The sequence below is a fragment of the Burkholderia sp. LMG 13014 genome (assembly GCF_905232215.1).
In the GTDB taxonomy this organism is placed as follows: Bacteria; Pseudomonadota; Gammaproteobacteria; order Burkholderiales; family Burkholderiaceae; genus Burkholderia.
In genome coordinates this window covers 1-17,618 of the sequence record NZ_CAJNKE010000026.1, presented here as the reverse complement: position 1 = coordinate 17,618, position 17,618 = coordinate 1, and the positions used below count along the sequence as shown (strand labels likewise).

16 protein-coding genes are annotated in these 17,618 nt (G+C 62.9%); 15 read left to right on the top strand and 1 reads right to left on the bottom strand.

Annotated features, from left to right (window positions below):
- The first annotated feature begins 585 nt into the window (after positions 1 to 585).
- The 15 genes from mnmG to JYJ84_RS05845 all read left to right on the top strand — a co-directional run bounded on the left by mnmG (position 586) and on the right by JYJ84_RS05845 (position 16,238).
- On the top strand, positions 586 to 2,556 hold the full coding sequence (gene mnmG / locus JYJ84_RS05915) for a tRNA uridine-5-carboxymethylaminomethyl(34) synthesis enzyme MnmG (protein WP_175222251.1): 1,971 nt from the start codon (positions 586 to 588) through the stop codon (positions 2,554 to 2,556).
- The gene (gene rsmG, locus JYJ84_RS05910; protein WP_043184880.1) at positions 2,553 to 3,239 is read left to right on the top strand and encodes a 16S rRNA (guanine(527)-N(7))-methyltransferase RsmG; all 687 of its coding nucleotides are present in this window, start codon (positions 2,553 to 2,555) and stop codon (positions 3,237 to 3,239) included. Before mnmG ends, rsmG begins: the two co-directional genes overlap by 4 nt.
- Positions 3,240 to 3,295: 56 nt before the next feature.
- A complete protein-coding gene (locus JYJ84_RS05905; RefSeq protein WP_122944069.1) occupies positions 3,296 to 4,075 on the top strand; it encodes a ParA family protein in 780 nt (259 codons plus the stop codon).
- 31 nt (positions 4,076 to 4,106) lie between these two features.
- Positions 4,107 to 5,000, top strand: a complete 894-nt coding sequence (locus JYJ84_RS05900) for a ParB/RepB/Spo0J family partition protein (RefSeq protein ID WP_041492996.1) — start codon at positions 4,107 to 4,109, stop codon at positions 4,998 to 5,000.
- A gap of 12 nt (positions 5,001 to 5,012) precedes the next feature.
- The gene (locus JYJ84_RS05895; protein ID WP_122944070.1) at positions 5,013 to 6,143 is read left to right on the top strand and encodes an SLC13 family permease; all 1,131 of its coding nucleotides are present in this window, start codon (positions 5,013 to 5,015) and stop codon (positions 6,141 to 6,143) included.
- A 569-nt stretch (positions 6,144 to 6,712) separates the two neighbouring features.
- Entirely contained in the window at positions 6,713 to 7,237 is a 525-nt protein-coding gene (locus JYJ84_RS05890; RefSeq protein WP_174960087.1) for an ATP synthase subunit I, read from the top strand.
- A gap of 109 nt (positions 7,238 to 7,346) precedes the next feature.
- Positions 7,347 to 8,198, top strand: a complete 852-nt coding sequence (gene atpB / locus JYJ84_RS05885) for a F0F1 ATP synthase subunit A (RefSeq protein WP_011350522.1) — start codon at positions 7,347 to 7,349, stop codon at positions 8,196 to 8,198.
- Between the two features lie 75 nt (positions 8,199 to 8,273).
- Entirely contained in the window at positions 8,274 to 8,546 is a 273-nt protein-coding gene (gene atpE / locus JYJ84_RS05880; RefSeq protein ID WP_021160442.1) for a F0F1 ATP synthase subunit C, read from the top strand.
- A 129-nt stretch (positions 8,547 to 8,675) separates the two neighbouring features.
- Positions 8,676 to 9,146, top strand: coding sequence for a F0F1 ATP synthase subunit B (locus JYJ84_RS05875; RefSeq protein ID WP_011350523.1), 471 nt, complete (start codon positions 8,676 to 8,678; stop codon positions 9,144 to 9,146).
- A gap of 2 nt (positions 9,147 to 9,148) precedes the next feature.
- A complete protein-coding gene (locus JYJ84_RS05870) occupies positions 9,149 to 9,688 on the top strand; it encodes a F0F1 ATP synthase subunit delta (protein ID WP_174960091.1) in 540 nt (179 codons plus the stop codon).
- A gap of 44 nt (positions 9,689 to 9,732) precedes the next feature.
- Positions 9,733 to 11,274, top strand: a complete 1,542-nt coding sequence (gene atpA / locus JYJ84_RS05865) for a F0F1 ATP synthase subunit alpha (protein WP_011350525.1) — start codon at positions 9,733 to 9,735, stop codon at positions 11,272 to 11,274.
- 69 nt (positions 11,275 to 11,343) lie between these two features.
- Positions 11,344 to 12,219: a F0F1 ATP synthase subunit gamma gene (atpG, locus tag JYJ84_RS05860; RefSeq protein ID WP_011350526.1), complete on the top strand. Its 876-nt coding sequence runs from the start codon at positions 11,344 to 11,346 to the stop codon at positions 12,217 to 12,219.
- Between the two features lie 66 nt (positions 12,220 to 12,285).
- On the top strand, positions 12,286 to 13,680 hold the full coding sequence (gene atpD / locus JYJ84_RS05855) for a F0F1 ATP synthase subunit beta (RefSeq protein ID WP_011350527.1): 1,395 nt from the start codon (positions 12,286 to 12,288) through the stop codon (positions 13,678 to 13,680).
- A 151-nt stretch (positions 13,681 to 13,831) separates the two neighbouring features.
- Positions 13,832 to 14,257 carry a F0F1 ATP synthase subunit epsilon gene (locus JYJ84_RS05850; RefSeq protein ID WP_006477288.1) on the top strand — a complete coding sequence of 142 codons (426 nt, stop codon included), beginning with the start codon at positions 13,832 to 13,834 and terminating at the stop codon, positions 14,255 to 14,257.
- Positions 14,258 to 14,510: 253 nt separating this feature from the next.
- Positions 14,511 to 16,238, top strand: a complete 1,728-nt coding sequence (locus tag JYJ84_RS05845) for an AMP-binding protein (protein ID WP_175222252.1) — start codon at positions 14,511 to 14,513, stop codon at positions 16,236 to 16,238.
- A gap of 724 nt (positions 16,239 to 16,962) precedes the next feature.
- Here JYJ84_RS05845 and JYJ84_RS05840 read toward each other — a convergent pair.
- A partial coding sequence (locus tag JYJ84_RS05840; RefSeq protein ID WP_205189131.1) for a transporter substrate-binding domain-containing protein occupies positions 16,963 to 17,618 on the bottom strand: 656 nt, incomplete at its 5' end.

The following is a 17,618-nucleotide window of genomic DNA, read 5'->3' as shown; positions in this document are numbered from 1 at the left end:
GTGGGAAACGGACGGCGTGTTTCACGTGAAACACGCCGTTTTTGTTTTTGGGTTGAGATCTGACTCCGATGCATCGACGGTGAACAACCAGGGGATAAGTACCGGAGGAACAATCAAAAGCTCTGTGCAGTGGCGGTGGGTGGAGGTATCCGCAGTGCAGATGGCGATCCGGTTTATTGTTCGGAGCTGGCCACTCGTTCCACAGGCCGACGATGTGCCGCGTCACAGGGGATAACTGCCTAGCGAACCGACGGAAATTCTGTGAGGAAGAGGGTGGGTGTGGTCGCACAGAGCATTTCGTCCGGGGTGTTGGGTGGGGCACAGGCGTCGAACGGGTTGTATGTTCCACGTGAAATTGCCGGACAAATGGATCGCTGCACAGGCACAACGATGTGCGTCGGGCAGGCCGGAAGCACTGCCGGAGTGGGCTCTGAGCCACAGATTCATTGGTCCATCGCCGAAAAATCGCGGAATTGCACAGACCCTACCAATCGGACGGCATTCGGGTGAAAAGCGAACCCGCTATAATTCGGCCCATACATTTCTCAGATAGGTTCGTGCGCAGTCCTGCGTACGGAATCCACCATGCTTTTTCCCACAGAATTTGACGTCATCGTCGTCGGTGGCGGTCATGCCGGCACCGAAGCCGCGCTGGCGTCCGCCCGTATGGGCGCAAAGACACTGCTGCTGACCCATAACATCGAAACGCTTGGGCAGATGAGTTGCAATCCGTCGATCGGCGGCATTGGCAAGGGCCATCTGGTCAAGGAAGTCGATGCGCTGGGTGGCGCAATGGCCGCCGCGACGGACGAGAGCGGTATTCAGTTTCGGATCCTCAATTCGTCGAAGGGTCCGGCCGTGCGCGCGACGCGTGCGCAGGCCGATCGCATCCTGTACAAGGCCGCGATCCGCCACCGGCTCGAGAACCAGCCGAACCTCTGGCTGTTCCAGCAGGCCGTCGACGACCTGATGGTCGAAGGCGACCGCGTGGTGGGCGCCGTCACGCAGATCGGCATCCGCTTCCGCGCGCGCGCGGTCGTGCTGACCGCCGGTACGTTCCTCGACGGCAAGATCCACGTCGGCCTGAACAACTACACGGGCGGCCGCGCGGGCGATCCGGCGGCCGTGTCGCTGTCGTCGCGCCTGAAGGAGCTGAAGCTGCCGCAGGGCCGCCTGAAGACCGGTACGCCGCCGCGTATCGATGGTCGTTCGATCGATTTCTCGAAGCTGACCGAACAGCCGGGCGATCTCGATCCGATCCCCGTTTTCTCGTTCCTGGGCCGCGCGGAGCAGCATCCGCAGCAGCTGCCGTGCTGGGTCACGCACACGAACGAGCGTACGCACGACATCATTCGTGGCGGTCTCGACCGTTCGCCTATGTATACAGGCGTGATCGAAGGCGTCGGGCCGCGCTACTGCCCGTCGATCGAGGACAAGATTCACCGGTTCGCATCGAAGGAATCGCACCAGATCTTCCTGGAGCCGGAAGGGCTGACGACCAACGAGTTCTACCCGAACGGGATCTCGACGAGCCTGCCGTTCGATGTCCAGCTCGAGCTCGTGCACTCGATGCTCGGCCTCGAGAACGCGCATATCCTGCGCCCCGGCTACGCGATCGAGTACGACTACTTCGACCCGCGCGCGCTGAAGGCGTCGCTCGAGACGAAGGCGATCAACGGGCTGTTCTTTGCGGGCCAGATCAACGGGACGACCGGCTATGAAGAAGCGGCCGCGCAGGGGCTGCTGGCCGGTCTCAATGCGGGCCGCTACGTGCAGGAGAAGGACGCATGGTGCCCGCGCCGTGACCAGGCCTACCTGGGCGTGCTGGTCGACGATCTCGTGACGCGCGGTGTGGCCGAGCCGTACCGGATGTTCACGAGCCGCGCCGAGTATCGCCTCAGCCTGCGTGAAGACAATGCAGACATGCGCCTGACCGAAATCGGCCGCGAACTGGGGCTCGTCGACGACGCGCGCTGGGACGCATTCAGCCGGAAGCGCGACGCTGTTTCACGTGAAACCGAACGCCTGAAGTCGACGTGGGTTACGCCGAAGACGTTGCCGGTGGACGAGGCGACCGCACTGCTCGGCAAGGCGATCGATCACGAATACAGCCTCGCCGAGCTGCTGCGCCGTCCGGGTATCAGCTACGACGGCGTGTGCGGCCTGAAGGGCGGCGAATGCGGCCCTGCAGAGCCGCTGGCCGACGATCCGGTGCTGCTCGAGCAGATCAAGGAGCAGGTCGAGATCGGCATCAAGTATCAGGGCTATATCGAGCGCCAGGCATCGGAGATCGAACGCAACGATGCGAACGAGAACACGCGCCTGCCGGACGGCATCGATTACCGCGAAGTCCGCGGCCTGTCGTTCGAGGTGAGCCAGAAGCTCAACGAGTTCCGGCCGGAAACGATCGGGCAGGCGTCGCGTATCTCGGGTGTCACGCCGGCGGCGATCTCGCTGCTGATGGTGCACCTGAAGCGCCGCGGCCTGGGCCGCCGTAATGGCACTGCCGAAGCGGCAACGGAGCAGGGGGACGGCACCGTCCCGACGCAACAATGACGGCGCGTCGCGCGCCGGCGGTTAATCGGGATGTACTGGAAGAGATGCTCGTCGAAGGCACGACGGCGCTCGACCTTGCTCTGACGGATGCACAACGTAACCAGCTGCTCGACTACGTCGCGCTGCTCGGCAAGTGGAACGCGGTCTACAACCTGACTGCGATCCGCGACCCGAAGCAGATGCTGATCCAGCACATCCTCGATTCGCTTTCCATCGTCTCGCATCTGCGTGGCCGTGCATCGGCCCGCGTGCTCGACGTTGGCTCGGGCGGCGGGTTGCCCGGTATCGTGCTGGCGATCGTCGAACCGGACTGGCAGATCACGCTGAACGATATCGTGCAAAAGAAGTCTGCATTCCAGACTCAGATGCGCGCGGAGCTGAAGCTCGCGAACCTGTCGGTGGTCACGGGGCGGGTCGAATCGCTGCAGCCGGGTGTCGAAGTGCCGGAAAAATTCGACATGATCGTATCCCGCGCTTTCGCGGATCTATCCGACTTCGTTAAACTTGCTCGACATCTGGTCGCGCCGGGCGGATCGATCTGGGCAATGAAGGGCGTCCATCCGGATGACGAGATTGCGCGGTTGCCGGAAGGCAGCCGCGTCAAGCAGACGATACGGTTGGCGGTACCGATGCTCGATGCCGAACGGCATCTGATCGAAGTAGCCGTCGACGAGGCGAATTGAAGGGCGGGCGCGCGGTAGCGCGCCGTTTGTTTGAAGGTAAAGGGAACACACCAACGATGGCAAAGATCTTCTGCGTTGCGAACCAGAAGGGGGGCGTCGGCAAGACGACGACATCGGTCAATCTCGCCGCAAGCCTTGCAGCGCAGGAGCAACGAGTCCTGCTGATCGACCTCGACCCGCAGGGCAACGCGACGATGGGCAGCGGGATCGACAAGGCTGCCTGCGAAGCGACCGTGTACGAAGTGCTGGTCGACGGCGTATCGGTGACCGATGCGCGCATCCGTCCGGAAGGCGTCACCTATGACGTGCTGCCCGCGAACCGCGAGCTGTCCGGTGCCGAGATCGAACTGATCAGCATCGACAACCGCGAGCGCCGGTTGAAGGCCGCACTCGAGCACGTGGCCGAGGATTACGACTTCGTGCTGATCGACTGTCCGCCGACGCTGTCGCTGCTGACGCTGAACGGGCTGTGTGCGGCGCATGGCGTCGTGATCCCGATGCAGTGCGAGTACTTCGCACTGGAGGGGTTGTCGGATCTCGTCAACACGATCAAGCAGGTTCACGCGAACATGAATCGCGACCTGAAGATCATCGGCTTGCTGCGCGTGATGTTCGATCCGCGCATCACGCTGCAGCAGCAAGTCTCCGATCAACTGAAAGCGCACTTCGGCGACAAGGTGTTCGACGCGGTGATTCCGCGCAACGTGCGCCTGGCGGAAGCGCCGAGTTACGGGCTGCCGGGCGTCGTGTTCGACCGCAGCTCGCGCGGTGCGCAAGCGTATCTCCAGTTCGGTGCCGAGATGATCGAGCGCGTTCGCGCGTTCGAGGTGTCGTGATCCGGACATGAGCGAAGCGAGGAAGAAAGACATGAACGCGGTACCAAAGAAGAAGGGCTTGGGACGTGGCCTCGAAGCGCTGCTCGGCGGCAGTGCCGATATCACCGAAGCGGTGAAGATCGAAGGGGCACCGAACACGCTCGCGCTCGGCAAGCTGCAGGCCGGCAAGTACCAGCCGCGGACGCGGATGGACGAAGGCAGCCTGCAGGAGCTTGCGGCAAGCATTCGCGCACAGGGCGTGATGCAGCCGATCCTGGTACGGCCTATTTCGTCAGATAAATACGAGATCATTGCGGGCGAGCGCCGTTTCCGCGCGGCGCGCCTGGCGGGCCTCGATGAAGTGCCGGTGCTCGTGAAGGATGTGTCGGATCAGGCCGCCGCGGCGATGGCGCTGATCGAGAACATCCAGCGCGAGGATCTGAACCCGCTTGAAGAGGCGCACGGTATCCAGCGTCTGCTCGACGAGTTCGGTTTCACGCACGAACAGGCGGCCGAATCGGTCGGCCGTTCGCGCAGCGCGGTGTCGAACCTGCTGCGCCTGCTGAACCTGGCTTCGCCGGTGCAGACGATGTTGCTGGCCGGTGATCTCGACATGGGGCACGCACGCGCGCTGCTCGCCGTCGATGCGGCCACGCAGATCACGCTTGCCCATCAGGTCGTCAACAAGCGCATGTCGGTGCGCGAGACCGAGAAGCTCGTCACGCACACGACGAAGGAAGTGCCGGCCGTGAAGGCGCGCGCGAAGGACGACGGCGGCCGCGATACGCGCCGTCTCGAGGAGGAGTTGTCTGACCTGCTCGCGTCGACGGTGAAGATCAAGCTCGGCCGCCGCGGGCGAGGGCAGGTGACGATCGACTTCGGCAACCTCGACGCACTCGAAGGCATTCTCGTGCGATTGCGCGGCAACGTCGCCACCGAAGAGTAAAGGGCGGGGCGCATGGAGGAGACGCGCACACCGGCGCCGCGCCGGTGGTTGGGGTGGCTTGCGCAGGAGCCCGTGCTATCGGTGCTCGCCCTTGGGCTGATTGTGCTGCAATGGGTGCGTCCGCAACCATTTTCCGTATTGGCCGATCGGGTTGACTGGCAGACGGTCGCGACGCTTGCGGGCCTGCTGATGCTGACCAAGGCGCTCGAGTTGTCCGGCTGCCTGATGTGGCTCGCGCACCGCATCGTGCACCACGTGCATTCCGAGCGCGGGCTCGCGATGCTGCTGGTCGGGTTCGCCGCGTTGCTGTCGATGTGGCTCACCAACGACGTCGCGCTGTTCGTCGTCGTGCCGTTGATGGTGTCGCTGCGTGCGCTGACGCCGCTGCCGTTCCGGCGGCTCGTGATCGTCGTCGCGCTGGCCGTCAATGCGGGGTCCGTCGCGACGCCGCTCGGCAATCCCCAGAATCTGTTCCTGTGGCAATTGAGCGGCGTGTCGTTCGGCCGCTTCGTGGTGACGCTCGGGCCGCTCGCGATCGCACTGATGGCGCTGCTGCTCGTGCTGACCGCGTGCGCGTTTCGCGCGAAGCCGCTCGATCTGTCCGGCGACGTCGTCGCCATTCCCGTCCAGCGCATGCACGCGCTGATCGCGGCGGTGCTGTTCGCCGCATTCGTGCTGCTCGCCGATGCGCATCATCCGCTGCCGGGCCTGCTTGCCGTCGCGATCGTGCTGCTTGCCGTAAAACGTGACGCAGTCCTCAAGATCGACTGGCTTCTGCTGCTGATCTTCGTGCTGATGTTCGTCGTGCTGCGCAGCGCGGCGGCGTTGCCCGTCATCCATGACGCGATTGCGCATGCACGTCTCGACTCGCCGCTGCGCATCTTCGCAGCCGGTGCCGTGCTATCGCAGGGCATCAGCAACGTGCCGGCCGCGATCCTGCTGTCGGAGTTCACGCGTGACTGGCGCGCGCTTGCATTCGGCGTATCGGTCGGCGGTTTCGGTTTCGCGATCGGTTCGCTTGCGAACCTGATCGCGGTGCGTCTCGCGAAGGAGCCGCGCATGTGGCTACCGTTCCACCTGGTCTCGATTCCGTTCGCGCTCGCGAGCGCGGCACTCGGCGCGTGGCTGCTCGTTCACGGTTGAACGATGCGGGCTCATGCGGCACAGGCGTGCCATTCGGGTGGCGGGGAGGGCGCACAGCATTCGTGCTGGTTGCGGGGCTGTTGATAAGTGTGGCAATCCACAGTCGATCGACTGTGGTGGCATGACAACTGATTGGATAATTCGGCGCGCCAGCGTCGGCCCGGGTTTCGCGCATCAGGTGCGCGTGGGCGGCCACAGTGTTTTGTCTGTTCGGCGTTTCGCGCGGAGCGCGAGCCCGGAGCCGCATCACAGCGAGGTTTTTGGGTGGCGATCGTGCCGCCCCGCCAGCGCCCGCACCGGGCATCGCTTCCTCGCCATTTCATCGACGCCGGATTTTTTCGAGCAAGAAATACCGGTGCAAAAAAGCGACCTTACAACTGTCATCGTACATCGTCGAATCGCGTGTTTTTTCACATCATGAGGTGGCGTTTTACGCTGGTTTTTGTCGCGTCTAAAGCCTTGAATCACTTGCAACTATCGCTTACAATCGCCCGGATTTGTTAGCTAGGCACCCCTGAAAGCTTTCAGAAAGCTTGGGGCCGGGTTCAAGGATTTTGCGGAAGATTGCGATGGCGGGTCAGGCGCCGGACGACAGGCACGATGATCAGCGCACGCAACGCACCGCTTCAGCGGCCGGCGAGCGGCGCGAATTCGATGATGACTGGGATGCCGAGCAGCAAGAAAACAATATCGTTCCGCTCACACGGGTAGAAGCCGAAAAGCTGTTCGGCCCGGACGTGAGCAAGCCCTCGCGCGTGACCCCCTATAAGGTGGTATTCGCGCAAGTGGTTCTGTCCCTGGTTGCAACGCTGGCGTGGTGGCTGTTTTCGAAGTCGCCGGGCGCCGCTGCGCAATCCGCGTTTCTGGGCGGAGCGATCGGCTGGGTGCCCAGTGCGGTGTTCGTGGCACGACTGAAGGCAGGTGGCTCGGCCACCGTGATGAGCTGGGTGATGGGCGAAGCCCTGAAGCTCGCTCTGACGATCGGGATGTTCACTGCAGTGGCGTTCGGCTGGTCCGGCGTGCACTGGGTACCGTTCCTCGTCACGTACCTCGTCGTGCTGAAGACGTACTGGATCGCGCTGGCCTGGCGGTAAGGAACAAGCAGCGTGCGGTTTCGACAACGAACCGCACCGGCCCGTTCCCGCAATAGCGTGTTGCGGAACTGGCAAAACGATTTTCGACAATTTGGGTGGCATTAACGATATGGCAGCTAGCGAAGGCACGCGCGGTCCGGATCCGTCCGAGTACATTGCGCACCACTTGCAGAATTTCTCCACCTCGCATCAGACGTCGATTTTCGACATCCACGTCTGGAATCTCGACACGCTGTTCTGGTCGATCGTTTGCGGCATCGTGACGATCCTCGTGCTGCGTCTGGCTGCCCGCAAGGCGACGTCGGGCGTGCCGGGCCGTTTCCAGTGCGCGATCGAGATGCTCGTCGAGATGGTCGAAGACCAATCGAAGGCCATCGTTCACGGCAATCGTACCTTCATCGCTCCGCTCGCGCTCACGGTGTTCGTGTGGGTCGCGCTGATGAACTCCCTCGACTTCCTCCCGGTCGACCTGCCGGGCCGCGTGATCGGCCTGCTCGGTCTGTCGGACGTGATTTCCCACCATCGCATCGTCCCGACGGCCGACCTGAACGGCACGCTCGGCATCGCGCTCGGCGTGTTCGTCCTGATGATCTACTACAGCATCAAGATCAAGGGCGCGGGCGGCTTTGTGCATGAGCTGCTGTCGGCCCCGTTTGGCGCCCACCCGCTGCTGTGGATCCCGAACCTCGCGCTCAACATCGTCGAATATCTCGCGAAGACCGTCTCCCTCGGTATGCGGCTGTTCGGCAACATGTACGCGGGTGAGCTGTTGTTCCTGTTGATCGCCCTGCTCGGCAGCATGTGGAGCTTCGGTGGCGACGCAACGTTCCTCGGCTTCGTTGGCCACGTGATCGCGGGCAGCGTCTGGGCAATCTTCCACATCCTGATTGTTCTGTTGCAGGCATTCATTTTCATGATGCTGACGCTGGTGTATCTCGGCCAGGCGCACGACAAGCACTAAGCGCGGCGTGCAAGAAAGAGTTTCCGTTTTAGTTTTTTAAATCTCAGTTCCAAGTCTTTTCACAAAGGAGTGATCATGCAAGCTTACATCGCCAACATCCAGGGTCTGACCGCCATCGGTATCGGCATCATCATCGGCCTGGGTGCAATCGGCGCCTGTATCGGTATCGCGCTGATGGGTGGTAAGTACATCGAAGCCTGCGCACGTCAGCCGGAACTCATCAACCCGCTGCAAACGAAGATGTTCCTGCTGGCTGGTCTGATCGACGCGGCATTCCTGATCGGCGTGGGTGTTGCAATGCTGTTCGCGTTCGCGAACCCGCTCCTGTCGAAGCTCGTCGCAGGCTAAGGTTTCTCGGAAACATGCGTCCGGCGCAAGCCGGCGCAGGGCGGAACGGAGACTTGGGGCGCTGATCGAATGCAACTCGATGAGCGCCTTACCGTTTCATTTTTCCGGAATAGCAGATAAGGAAACACCGTGAATCTCAACGCAACTCTGTTTGCGCAAATGGTCGTGTTCCTGGTCCTCGCGTGGTTCACGATGAAATTCGTGTGGCCGCCGTTGATCAACGCCCTCGACGAACGTTCGAAGAAGATCGCCGACGGCCTCGCCGCCGCCGAGAAGGGCAAGGCAGAACTCGACGCAGCGCACAAGCGCGTGGACCAGGAACTCGCGCAGGCCCGCAATGACGGCCAGCAGCGCATCGCCGACGCTGAAAAGCGTGCCCAGGCGGTCGCCGAGGAAATCAAGTCCAACGCCCAGGCTGAAGCCGCCCGCATCATCGCCCAGGCGAAGGCGGAAGCAGAACAGCAAATCGTGAAGGCGCGCGAAGCGCTGCGTGGCGAAGTCGCTACGCTGGCCGTGAAGGGCGCCGAGCAGATCCTGAAGCGCGAAGTCGATCAAACGGCCCACGCCCAACTGCTGAATCAACTGAAAGCCGAGCTCTGATCATGGCCGAACTTGCAACCATCGCCCGCCCTTACGCAGAAGCGCTGTTCCGCGTGGCCGAGGGCGGTGACATCGCCGCCTGGTCCACGCTCGTGCAAGAGCTGGCCCAGGTTGCGCGTCTGCCGGAAGTGCTGTCGGTCGCGTCGAGCCCGAAGGTGACGCGCACGCAAGTAGCCGAGTTGCTGCTTGCTGCGGTGAAGTCGCCGCTCGGTGCTGGCGCCGAAGCGAAGAACTTCGTGCAGATGCTGGTCGACAATCATCGCATCGCGCTGCTGCCGGAAATCGCAGAGCAGTTCGAGGCGCTCAAGAACGAACGTGAAGGTGCAGCCGACGCCGAGATCGTGAGCGCGTTCCCGCTGAACGGCGCGGATCTCGAGAGTCTCATCTCGGGCCTCGAACGCAAGTTCAAGCGCAAGCTGAAACCGACGGTCGAAGTCGATTCGTCGCTGATCGGCGGCGTGCGCGTGACGGTCGGCGACGAAGTGCTCGACACCTCGGTTCGCGCGCGCCTCGCATCGATGCAGGCTGCGTTGACCGCCTGAGCGCCACGCCGGCACGCAACAGAATTGACTATCAGGAGCGAATAATGCAACTCAATCCCTCTGAGATCAGCGAGCTGATCAAGAGCCGGATCCAGGGCCTTGAAGCGAGCGCAGACGTTCGCAACCAGGGCACCGTGATCTCCGTGACCGACGGTATCGTGCGTATCCACGGCCTGTCGGACGTGATGCAGGGCGAAATGCTCGAGTTTCCGGGCAACACGTTCGGCCTCGCGCTGAACCTCGAGCGCGACTCGGTCGGCGCGGTGATTCTCGGCGAATACGAACACATCTCGGAAGGCGACATCGTCAAGACGACGGGCCGCATTCTCGAAGTCCCGGTTGGTCCGGAACTCGTCGGCCGCGTGGTCGATGCGCTCGGCAACCCGATCGACGGCAAGGGCCCGGTCAACGCAAAGCTGACCGACGCGATCGAAAAGATCGCCCCGGGCGTGATCTGGCGTAAGTCGGTGTCGCAGCCGGTGCAGACGGGCATCAAGTCGATCGACGCAATGGTGCCGATCGGCCGTGGCCAGCGTGAGCTGATCATCGGCGACCGTCAGTGCGGCAAGACCGCAGTGGCGCTCGACGCGATCATCAACCAGAAGGGCAAGGACCTGATCTGTATCTACGTCGCGATCGGCCAGAAGGCTTCGTCGATCATGAACGTGGTTCGCAAGCTCGAAGAAACGGGCGCGATGGAATACACGATCGTCGTCGCCGCTTCGGCTTCGGATTCGGCAGCGATGCAGTACCTCGCACCGTACGCCGGCTGCACGATGGGCGAATACTTCCGCGACCGCGGCCAGGACGCGCTGATCATTTATGACGACTTGACCAAGCAAGCCTGGGCATACCGTCAGATCTCGCTGCTGCTGCGCCGCCCGCCGGGCCGTGAAGCATACCCGGGCGACGTGTTCTATCTCCACTCGCGTCTGCTCGAGCGTGCTGCTCGCGTGTCGGAAGAGTACGTCGAGAAGTTCACGAACGGCGAAGTGAAGGGCAAGAGCGGCTCGCTGACGGCACTGCCGGTCATCGAAACGCAGGCTGGCGACGTGACCGCGTTCGTTCCGACGAACGTGATCTCGATTACCGACGGCCAGATCTTCCTGGAAACCGACCTGTTCAACGCAGGCATCCGCCCGGCAATCAACGCCGGCGTGTCGGTGTCGCGAGTCGGTGGCGCCGCTCAGACGAAGGTCGTGAAGAAGCTGTCGGGCGGTATCCGTACCGACCTCGCGCAGTATCGTGAACTGGCAGCATTCGCCCAGTTCGCATCGGACCTCGACGAAGCGACCCGCAAGCAGCTCGAGCGCGGCCGCCGCGTGACGGAACTGCTGAAGCAGCCGCAGTACCAGCCGCTGCAGGTGTGGGAACTGGCCGTGTCGCTGTACGCCGCGAACAACGGCTACCTCGACGACCTCGACGTCAAGCAAGTGCTGTCGTTCGAGAAGGGCCTGCGCGAAAGCCTGAAGACCAGCAACGCTGACCTCATCAAGCGCATCGAAGACACCAAGGATCTCTCGAAGGACGACGAAGGCGCACTGCGCTCGGCGATCGAATCCTTCAAGAAGTCCGGTGCCTATTGATCCGCGAGTGACACACTGAGGCCGCGCGGGTGCTGATGCGCCCGCGCCGCTTCGGTCAAGGAGCAAGCTATGGCTGGAATGAAGGAAATTCGCGGCAAGATCAAGAGCGTGCAGAACACGCGCAAGATCACGAAGGCGATGGAGATGGTGGCCGCATCGAAGATGCGTCGCGCGCAGGAACGCATGCGCGCCGCTCGTCCGTATGCGGACAAGGTCCGTGCCATCGCTGCGCACATGAGCCGCGCGAACCCGGAGTACCGCCACCCGTTCATGGTGGCGAACGAAGGCGCGAAGACGGCCGGCATCATCCTCGTCACGACGGACAAGGGTCTGTGCGGTGGTCTGAACACCAACGTGCTGCGTGCGACGGTGCAGAAGTTCAAGGAGCTGGAAGAGAAGGGCCAGAAGGTCGAAGCCACCGCGATCGGTAGCAAGGGCCTCGGGTTCCTGAACCGCTTCGGCGCGAAGGTGCTGTCGCAGGTCGTGCACCTCGGCGACACCCCGCATCTGGACAAGCTGATCGGCGCCGTGAAGACGCAGCTCGATCTGTACTCGGAAGGCAAGCTGTCGGCGGTTTATATCGCTTACACGCGCTTCGTCAACACGATGAAGCAGGAAGCCGTGATCGAGCAGTTGCTGCCGCTGTCGTCGGAGCACTTCGAAGCCGATGACGGTACGCCGGCCACGTCGTGGGACTACATCTACGAGCCGGACGCGCAGGCAGTCGTCGACGAACTGCTCGTGCGTTACGTCGAGGCGCTGGTGTACCAGGCCGTCGCGGAAAACATGGCGTCCGAGCAATCGGCGCGCATGGTCGCGATGAAGGCCGCGTCCGACAACGCGAAGACGGTGATCAGCGAACTGCAGCTCGTGTACAACAAGAGCCGTCAGGCCGCGATCACGAAAGAACTGTCGGAGATCGTCGGCGGCGCAGCCGCTGTTTAAGCGCGCGCCCGGGACGACAACTGCGCCTTTGCGCGAGTAAAGAATCAGGTATTTAAAGGAAAAGCGATGAGTACTGCTGCTTTGGTAGAAGGCAAGATCGTACAGTGCATCGGCGCCGTTATCGACGTGGAATTCCCGCGCGACAGCATGCCGAAGATCTACGACGCGCTCATTCTCGATGGCTCGGAACTGACGCTCGAAGTCCAGCAGCAGCTGGGCGACGGCGTTGTCCGTACCATCTGTCTGGGTGCATCCGACGGCCTGCGCCGCGGCCTGACCGTGAAGAACACGGCGAAGCCGATCTCGGTGCCGGTCGGCAAGCCGACCCTCGGCCGAATCATGGACGTGCTTGGCCGTCCGATCGACGAAGCTGGCCCGATCGAAAGCGAAACGACGCGTTCGATCCACCAGAAGGCTCCGGCGTTCGACGAACTGTCGCCGTCGACCGAACTGCTCGAAACGGGTATCAAGGTTATCGACCTGATCTGCCCGTTCGCAAAGGGCGGCAAGGTTGGCCTGTTCGGCGGTGCTGGCGTGGGCAAGACCGTCAACATGATGGAGCTCATCAACAACATCGCGAAGGAACACGGTGGTTACTCCGTGTTCGCGGGCGTGGGCGAGCGTACCCGTGAAGGGAACGACTTCTACCACGAAATGAAGGACTCGAACGTTCTCGACAAGGTCGCGCTGGTGTACGGCCAGATGAACGAGCCGCCGGGCAACCGTCTGCGCGTTGCGCTGACCGGCCTGACGATGGCCGAGCACTTCCGTGACGAAGGCCTCGACGTGCTGTTCTTCGTCGACAACATCTACCGTTTCACGCTGGCCGGTACCGAAGTGTCGGCACTGCTCGGCCGTATGCCGTCGGCAGTGGGCTATCAGCCGACGCTGGCTGAAGAAATGGGCAAGCTGCAAGAGCGCATCACGTCGACCAAGAAGGGCTCGATTACGTCGGTCCAGGCCGTGTACGTCCCTGCGGATGACTTGACCGACCCGTCGCCGGCTACGACCTTCGGCCACTTGGACGCAACCGTCGTTCTGTCGCGTGACATCGCTTCGCTGGGTATCTACCCGGCGGTCGACCCGCTCGACTCGACGTCGCGCCAGATCGACCCGAACGTGATCGGTGAAGAGCACTACTCGATCACCCGTCGCGTTCAGCAAACGCTGCAGCGCTACAAGGAACTGCGCGACATCATCGCGATTCTGGGTATGGACGAACTGTCGCCGGAAGACAAGCTGTCGGTCGCGCGCGCTCGTAAGATCCAGCGTTTCCTGTCGCAGCCGTTCCACGTTGCTGAAGTGTTCACGGGCTCGCCGGGCAAGTACGTGCCGCTGAAGGAAACGATCCGCGGCTTCAAGATGATCGTCGACGGCGAGTGCGACCACCTGCCGGAACAGGCGTTCTACATGGTCGGCACGATCGACGAAGCCTTCGAAAAGGCCAAGAAGATCTCGTAAGGGACGGGCGTAACGCAACGGGCGCCGTGCGTCCGTGACGGATACCGTGATGGTATCTGTTCGCGGACGGCGCCCACGCAACACGCTCAACCCGCCGTGCATGGGATCGGAGTCAGCGCTGACGCGCCAGCTCCGATCGACAGGAGTCGATATGGCAACCATCAAAGTAGACGTCGTCAGCGCGGAAGAGCAGATCTTCTCGGGCGAGGCGAAATTCGTCGCGCTGCCGGGCGAAACGGGTGAGCTGGGCATTCTGCCGGGTCACACGCCGCTGATCACGCGGATTCGTCCGGGTGCGGTGCGCATCGAAGTCGAGGGCGGCAACGACGAATTCGTGTTCGTCGCGGGCGGCATTCTCGAAGTGCAGCCGGGTGCCGTGACGGTGCTCGCCGATACCGCGATCCGCGGCAAGGACCTCGACGCGGCGAAAGCCGAGGAAGCACGCAAGCGTGCCGAGGAAACGCTGCAGAACGCGAAGTCGGATCTCGACCTCGCGAAGGCGCAATCCGAGCTCGCGACCGCGATGGCGCAGCTCGAGGCGATCCAGCGTCTGGCGAAGATTCGCAGCCGGCACTGAGCCGCGCCGCGTATCTCGCGAAAGAAAGCAGCCTTCGGGCTGCTTTTTTTTCGTCCGTCGTTTTCGTCTGTTTTTTTGCGGGCCGGATCATATCGTCCGGTCGTGCTATTTCATCCGTCCGCCGCGATTTGCTGTCAGAGTATCGTCAGCCGCGCGCGTCATCATCCGTATTGAGGCTATCCGTCGCGACTGCGCGGCGGAGGCGGGCGGTGGAAGCGCGCAGGCCGATCAGACAAAAAGGACGGAGACATTCATGGCAGCAGACCTTGGCGTGGGGGCGCTGATCGCGCCCGAAAACGGATTGTCGTACGTGCGCGGCACGACCGACGTGCCGCTCTCGGAAGCGACGCTCGGCCGGTTCCTGCTCGACACGGCCGGCCGCTTTCCCGATCGTCCGGCCGTCGTGTTCCGCGAGCAGCAGGTGCGCTGGACCTGGCGCGAGTTCGCGAACGAGGTCGACGTACTGGCGGCCGGCCTCGCGTCGCTCGGCATCGTGAAGGGCGACCGCGTCGGCATCTGGTCGCCGAACCGCAGCGAATGGCTGCTCACGCAGTTCGCGACCGCGCGGATCGGCGCGGTGCTCGTCAACATCAATCCGGCCTACCGGCTGTCGGAGCTCGAATACGCGCTCAACAAGGTCGGCTGCAAGGCCGTGATCGCCGCCGAGCGCTTCAAGACATCCGCGTACGTCGAGATGCTGCAGACCATCGCGCCGGAGCTCGCGACCGCGACGCCGGGCGACCTGCATGCGGCGCGCGTGCCGAGCCTGCGCACGGTCGTGTCGATGGGCGACGTCGCGCCGGCCGGCATGTTCCGCTTCGCGGACCTGATGGCGCGCGGCCGCCAGGCCGTCGATCCCGCGTTGCTCGATGCGATCGGCGCGACGCTCACGGCCAACGAGCCGATCAACATCCAGTTCACGAGCGGTACGACGGGCAGCCCGAAGGGCGCGACGCTCACGCATCGCAACGTCGTCAACAACGGGCGCTCGATCGCGACGGCGATGCGTTTCACCGAGCAGGACACGCTGTGCATCCCGGTGCCGCTGTATCACTGCTTCGGGATGGTGCTCGCGGTGCTCGCATGCGTGTCGAAGGGCGCGGCGATGGTGTTCCCGGGCGAAGCATTCGACCCGGTCGCGACGCTCGCGGCGGTGGCCGACGAACGCTGCACCGCGCTGCACGGCGTGCCGACGATGTTCATCGCCGAGCTCGATCATCCCGCGTTCCCGACATTCGACCTGTCGACGCTGCGCACCGGGATCATGGCCGGCTCGCCGTGCCCGATCGAGACGATGAAGCGCGTCGTGTCGCAGATGCACCTATCGGAAATCACGATCGCATACGGGATGACGGAGACGAGCCCCGTGTCGTTCCAGAGCTCGACCGACGATCCGCTCGAGAAGCGCACGACCACGGTGGGGCGCATCCAGCCGCATCTGGAGGTGAAGGTCGTCGATCCGAGCGGCGCCATCGTGCCGGTCGGCGCGACGGGCGAGCTGTGCACGAAGGGCTATTCAGTGATGCTCGGCTACTGGGACGACGACGCGAAGACGCGCGAGGTGCTGGTGGACGGCTGGATGCACACGGGCGACCTGGCGACGCTCGACGCGGACGGCTACTGCAACATCGTCGGCCGGCTGAAGGACATGGTGATCCGCGGCGGCGAGAACGTCTATCCGCGCGAGATCGAGGAATTCCTGTTTCGGCATCCGAAGATTCAGAGCGCGCAGGTATTCGGCGTGCCCGATGTGAAGTACGGCGAGGAGCTGTGCGCGTGGATCGTGCTGCGCGCGGACGAGCAGATGACCGAGGACGACGTGCGTGCCTTCTGCCAAGGGCAGATCGCGCACTACAAGATCCCGCGCTACATCCGCTTCGTCGACGAGCTGCCGATGACGGTGACGGGCAAGGTGCAGAAGTTCGTGATGCGCGACCGGATGATCGAGGAGCTGAAGCTCGACGTGCAGAAGACCGCGTAGTGCGGCATTGAGGGCGGGAAAAACGCGGCGGCCTGCGGGCCGTTGCGCTTTCGATGGACGAAAAAAAGCGGGCTTATTAGCCCGCTAAAAACCACACGCTACGGGGTTAGCGCGAGGAGACCAAAGATGAAACCGAGTCCGGCGGGGGGGCCGGAAACGACTCCAACAGGGATGCCCCTTGGAAGGGCTTCGGTACGTGACCGACTGGCTCGCAGCGCTTCGCGTCCGCTCACACTTGGCACACGAGACCGCATCCGTGTTGAAACCGTTGAGGCCATTGTGGGCGAATTAATGACCCCTCGCGGTAACAAAGTGTTTCAGGTTGTAACGCCCGCCAGATAAGGCTTTCCGGGATTTTTTTCTGTTTTTGAGGGTCTGAAAAAGGTCATTTTTACCCATATTTTCCGCAGCGTTTTCAGCGCATGCGCACGATGCGTTTTTCGTGCGTATCAGGCTCGACGAACTGCCGATTTACACGCGAGAAAATGCGCGGTTCGGCCGATACCGCGCATGACGAGTCATTCGTCAGAAAGATTTTGAAACGTGATTGGCCTGCGCGGAAGTCGGCCGTTCGGCCAATTCAGGGGCTGCCGGCCGATTTTGCCGGCGCCGGCACGCTGCGTCGAAGTGTAACGGCGGCGTTTCGGCCGCCGCCGCGCAGCGACTTTCGCGGGCGTCAGCCGCGGGGTCGGTGCCCGCTATCGACTACCTCGCGCGCACCCGCTTACTTCAGCCATTTGTCCGAAATCGCCTGGTATTCGCCGGTCGACAGCGCGAGATGCAGCCATTGATCGACGTACTGCTGGAACGCGACGTCGCCGCGCGGCACCATGTACGCCTTCTCGCCGAACTGGAACGGCTTGTCCGGATGCACCGAGCACAGGCCCGGATTCAGCTTTTGCTGCAGTAGCGTCTCGGACGCATCCGTCACCATCACGTCCGCCTTGCCCGCGAGGATTTGTTTGAAGATCGTTACGTTGTCCGGATAGACGGTGAGGTTCGCGTGCGTGAAATACTGCTTCGCGAAACGCTCGTTGGTGCCGCCCGGGTTCACGATCACGCGCGTTTCGGGCCGGTCGATCTGCGCGACGGTCTGGTATTTGTCGGCGTCCGCGCAGCGTACGATCGGCGTCTTGCCGTCCACGACGTACGGCTGCGTGAAGAACACGCGCTTCTGGCGCTCGAGCGTCGTCGAGACGCCGCCCACCGCGATGTCGCATTTCGCGACGAAGTCGCCGGTCAGGTTCGGCCAGCTCGTCTTCACGTAGTCGGTCTTCACGCCCAGCGACTTCGCGAGCGACTCGGCCATGTCGATGTCGATGCCCTCGAAGCGGCCGTCCGCACGGTAGTACGAATACGGCTTGTAGTCGCCCGTCGTGC

Bases quoted from the DNA above. Each gene is read 5' to 3' on its own strand.
- mnmG (WP_175222251.1), top strand. From the start codon at position 586: ATGCTTTTTCCCACAGAATTTGACGTCATCGTCGTCGGTGGCGGTCAT.
- rsmG (WP_043184880.1), top strand. From the start codon at position 2,553: ATGACGGCGCGTCGCGCGCCGGCGGTTAATCGGGATGTACTGGAAGAG.
- JYJ84_RS05905 (WP_122944069.1), top strand. From the start codon at position 3,296: ATGGCAAAGATCTTCTGCGTTGCGAACCAGAAGGGGGGCGTCGGCAAG.
- JYJ84_RS05900 (WP_041492996.1), top strand. From the start codon at position 4,107: ATGAACGCGGTACCAAAGAAGAAGGGCTTGGGACGTGGCCTCGAAGCG.
- JYJ84_RS05895 (WP_122944070.1), top strand. From the start codon at position 5,013: ATGGAGGAGACGCGCACACCGGCGCCGCGCCGGTGGTTGGGGTGGCTT.
- JYJ84_RS05890 (WP_174960087.1), top strand. From the start codon at position 6,713: ATGGCGGGTCAGGCGCCGGACGACAGGCACGATGATCAGCGCACGCAA.
- atpB (WP_011350522.1), top strand. From the start codon at position 7,347: ATGGCAGCTAGCGAAGGCACGCGCGGTCCGGATCCGTCCGAGTACATT.
- atpE (WP_021160442.1), top strand. From the start codon at position 8,274: ATGCAAGCTTACATCGCCAACATCCAGGGTCTGACCGCCATCGGTATC.
- JYJ84_RS05870 (WP_174960091.1), top strand. From the start codon at position 9,149: ATGGCCGAACTTGCAACCATCGCCCGCCCTTACGCAGAAGCGCTGTTC.
- atpA (WP_011350525.1), top strand. From the start codon at position 9,733: ATGCAACTCAATCCCTCTGAGATCAGCGAGCTGATCAAGAGCCGGATC.
- atpG (WP_011350526.1), top strand. From the start codon at position 11,344: ATGGCTGGAATGAAGGAAATTCGCGGCAAGATCAAGAGCGTGCAGAAC.
- atpD (WP_011350527.1), top strand. From the start codon at position 12,286: ATGAGTACTGCTGCTTTGGTAGAAGGCAAGATCGTACAGTGCATCGGC.
- JYJ84_RS05850 (WP_006477288.1), top strand. From the start codon at position 13,832: ATGGCAACCATCAAAGTAGACGTCGTCAGCGCGGAAGAGCAGATCTTC.
- JYJ84_RS05845 (WP_175222252.1), top strand. From the start codon at position 14,511: ATGGCAGCAGACCTTGGCGTGGGGGCGCTGATCGCGCCCGAAAACGGA.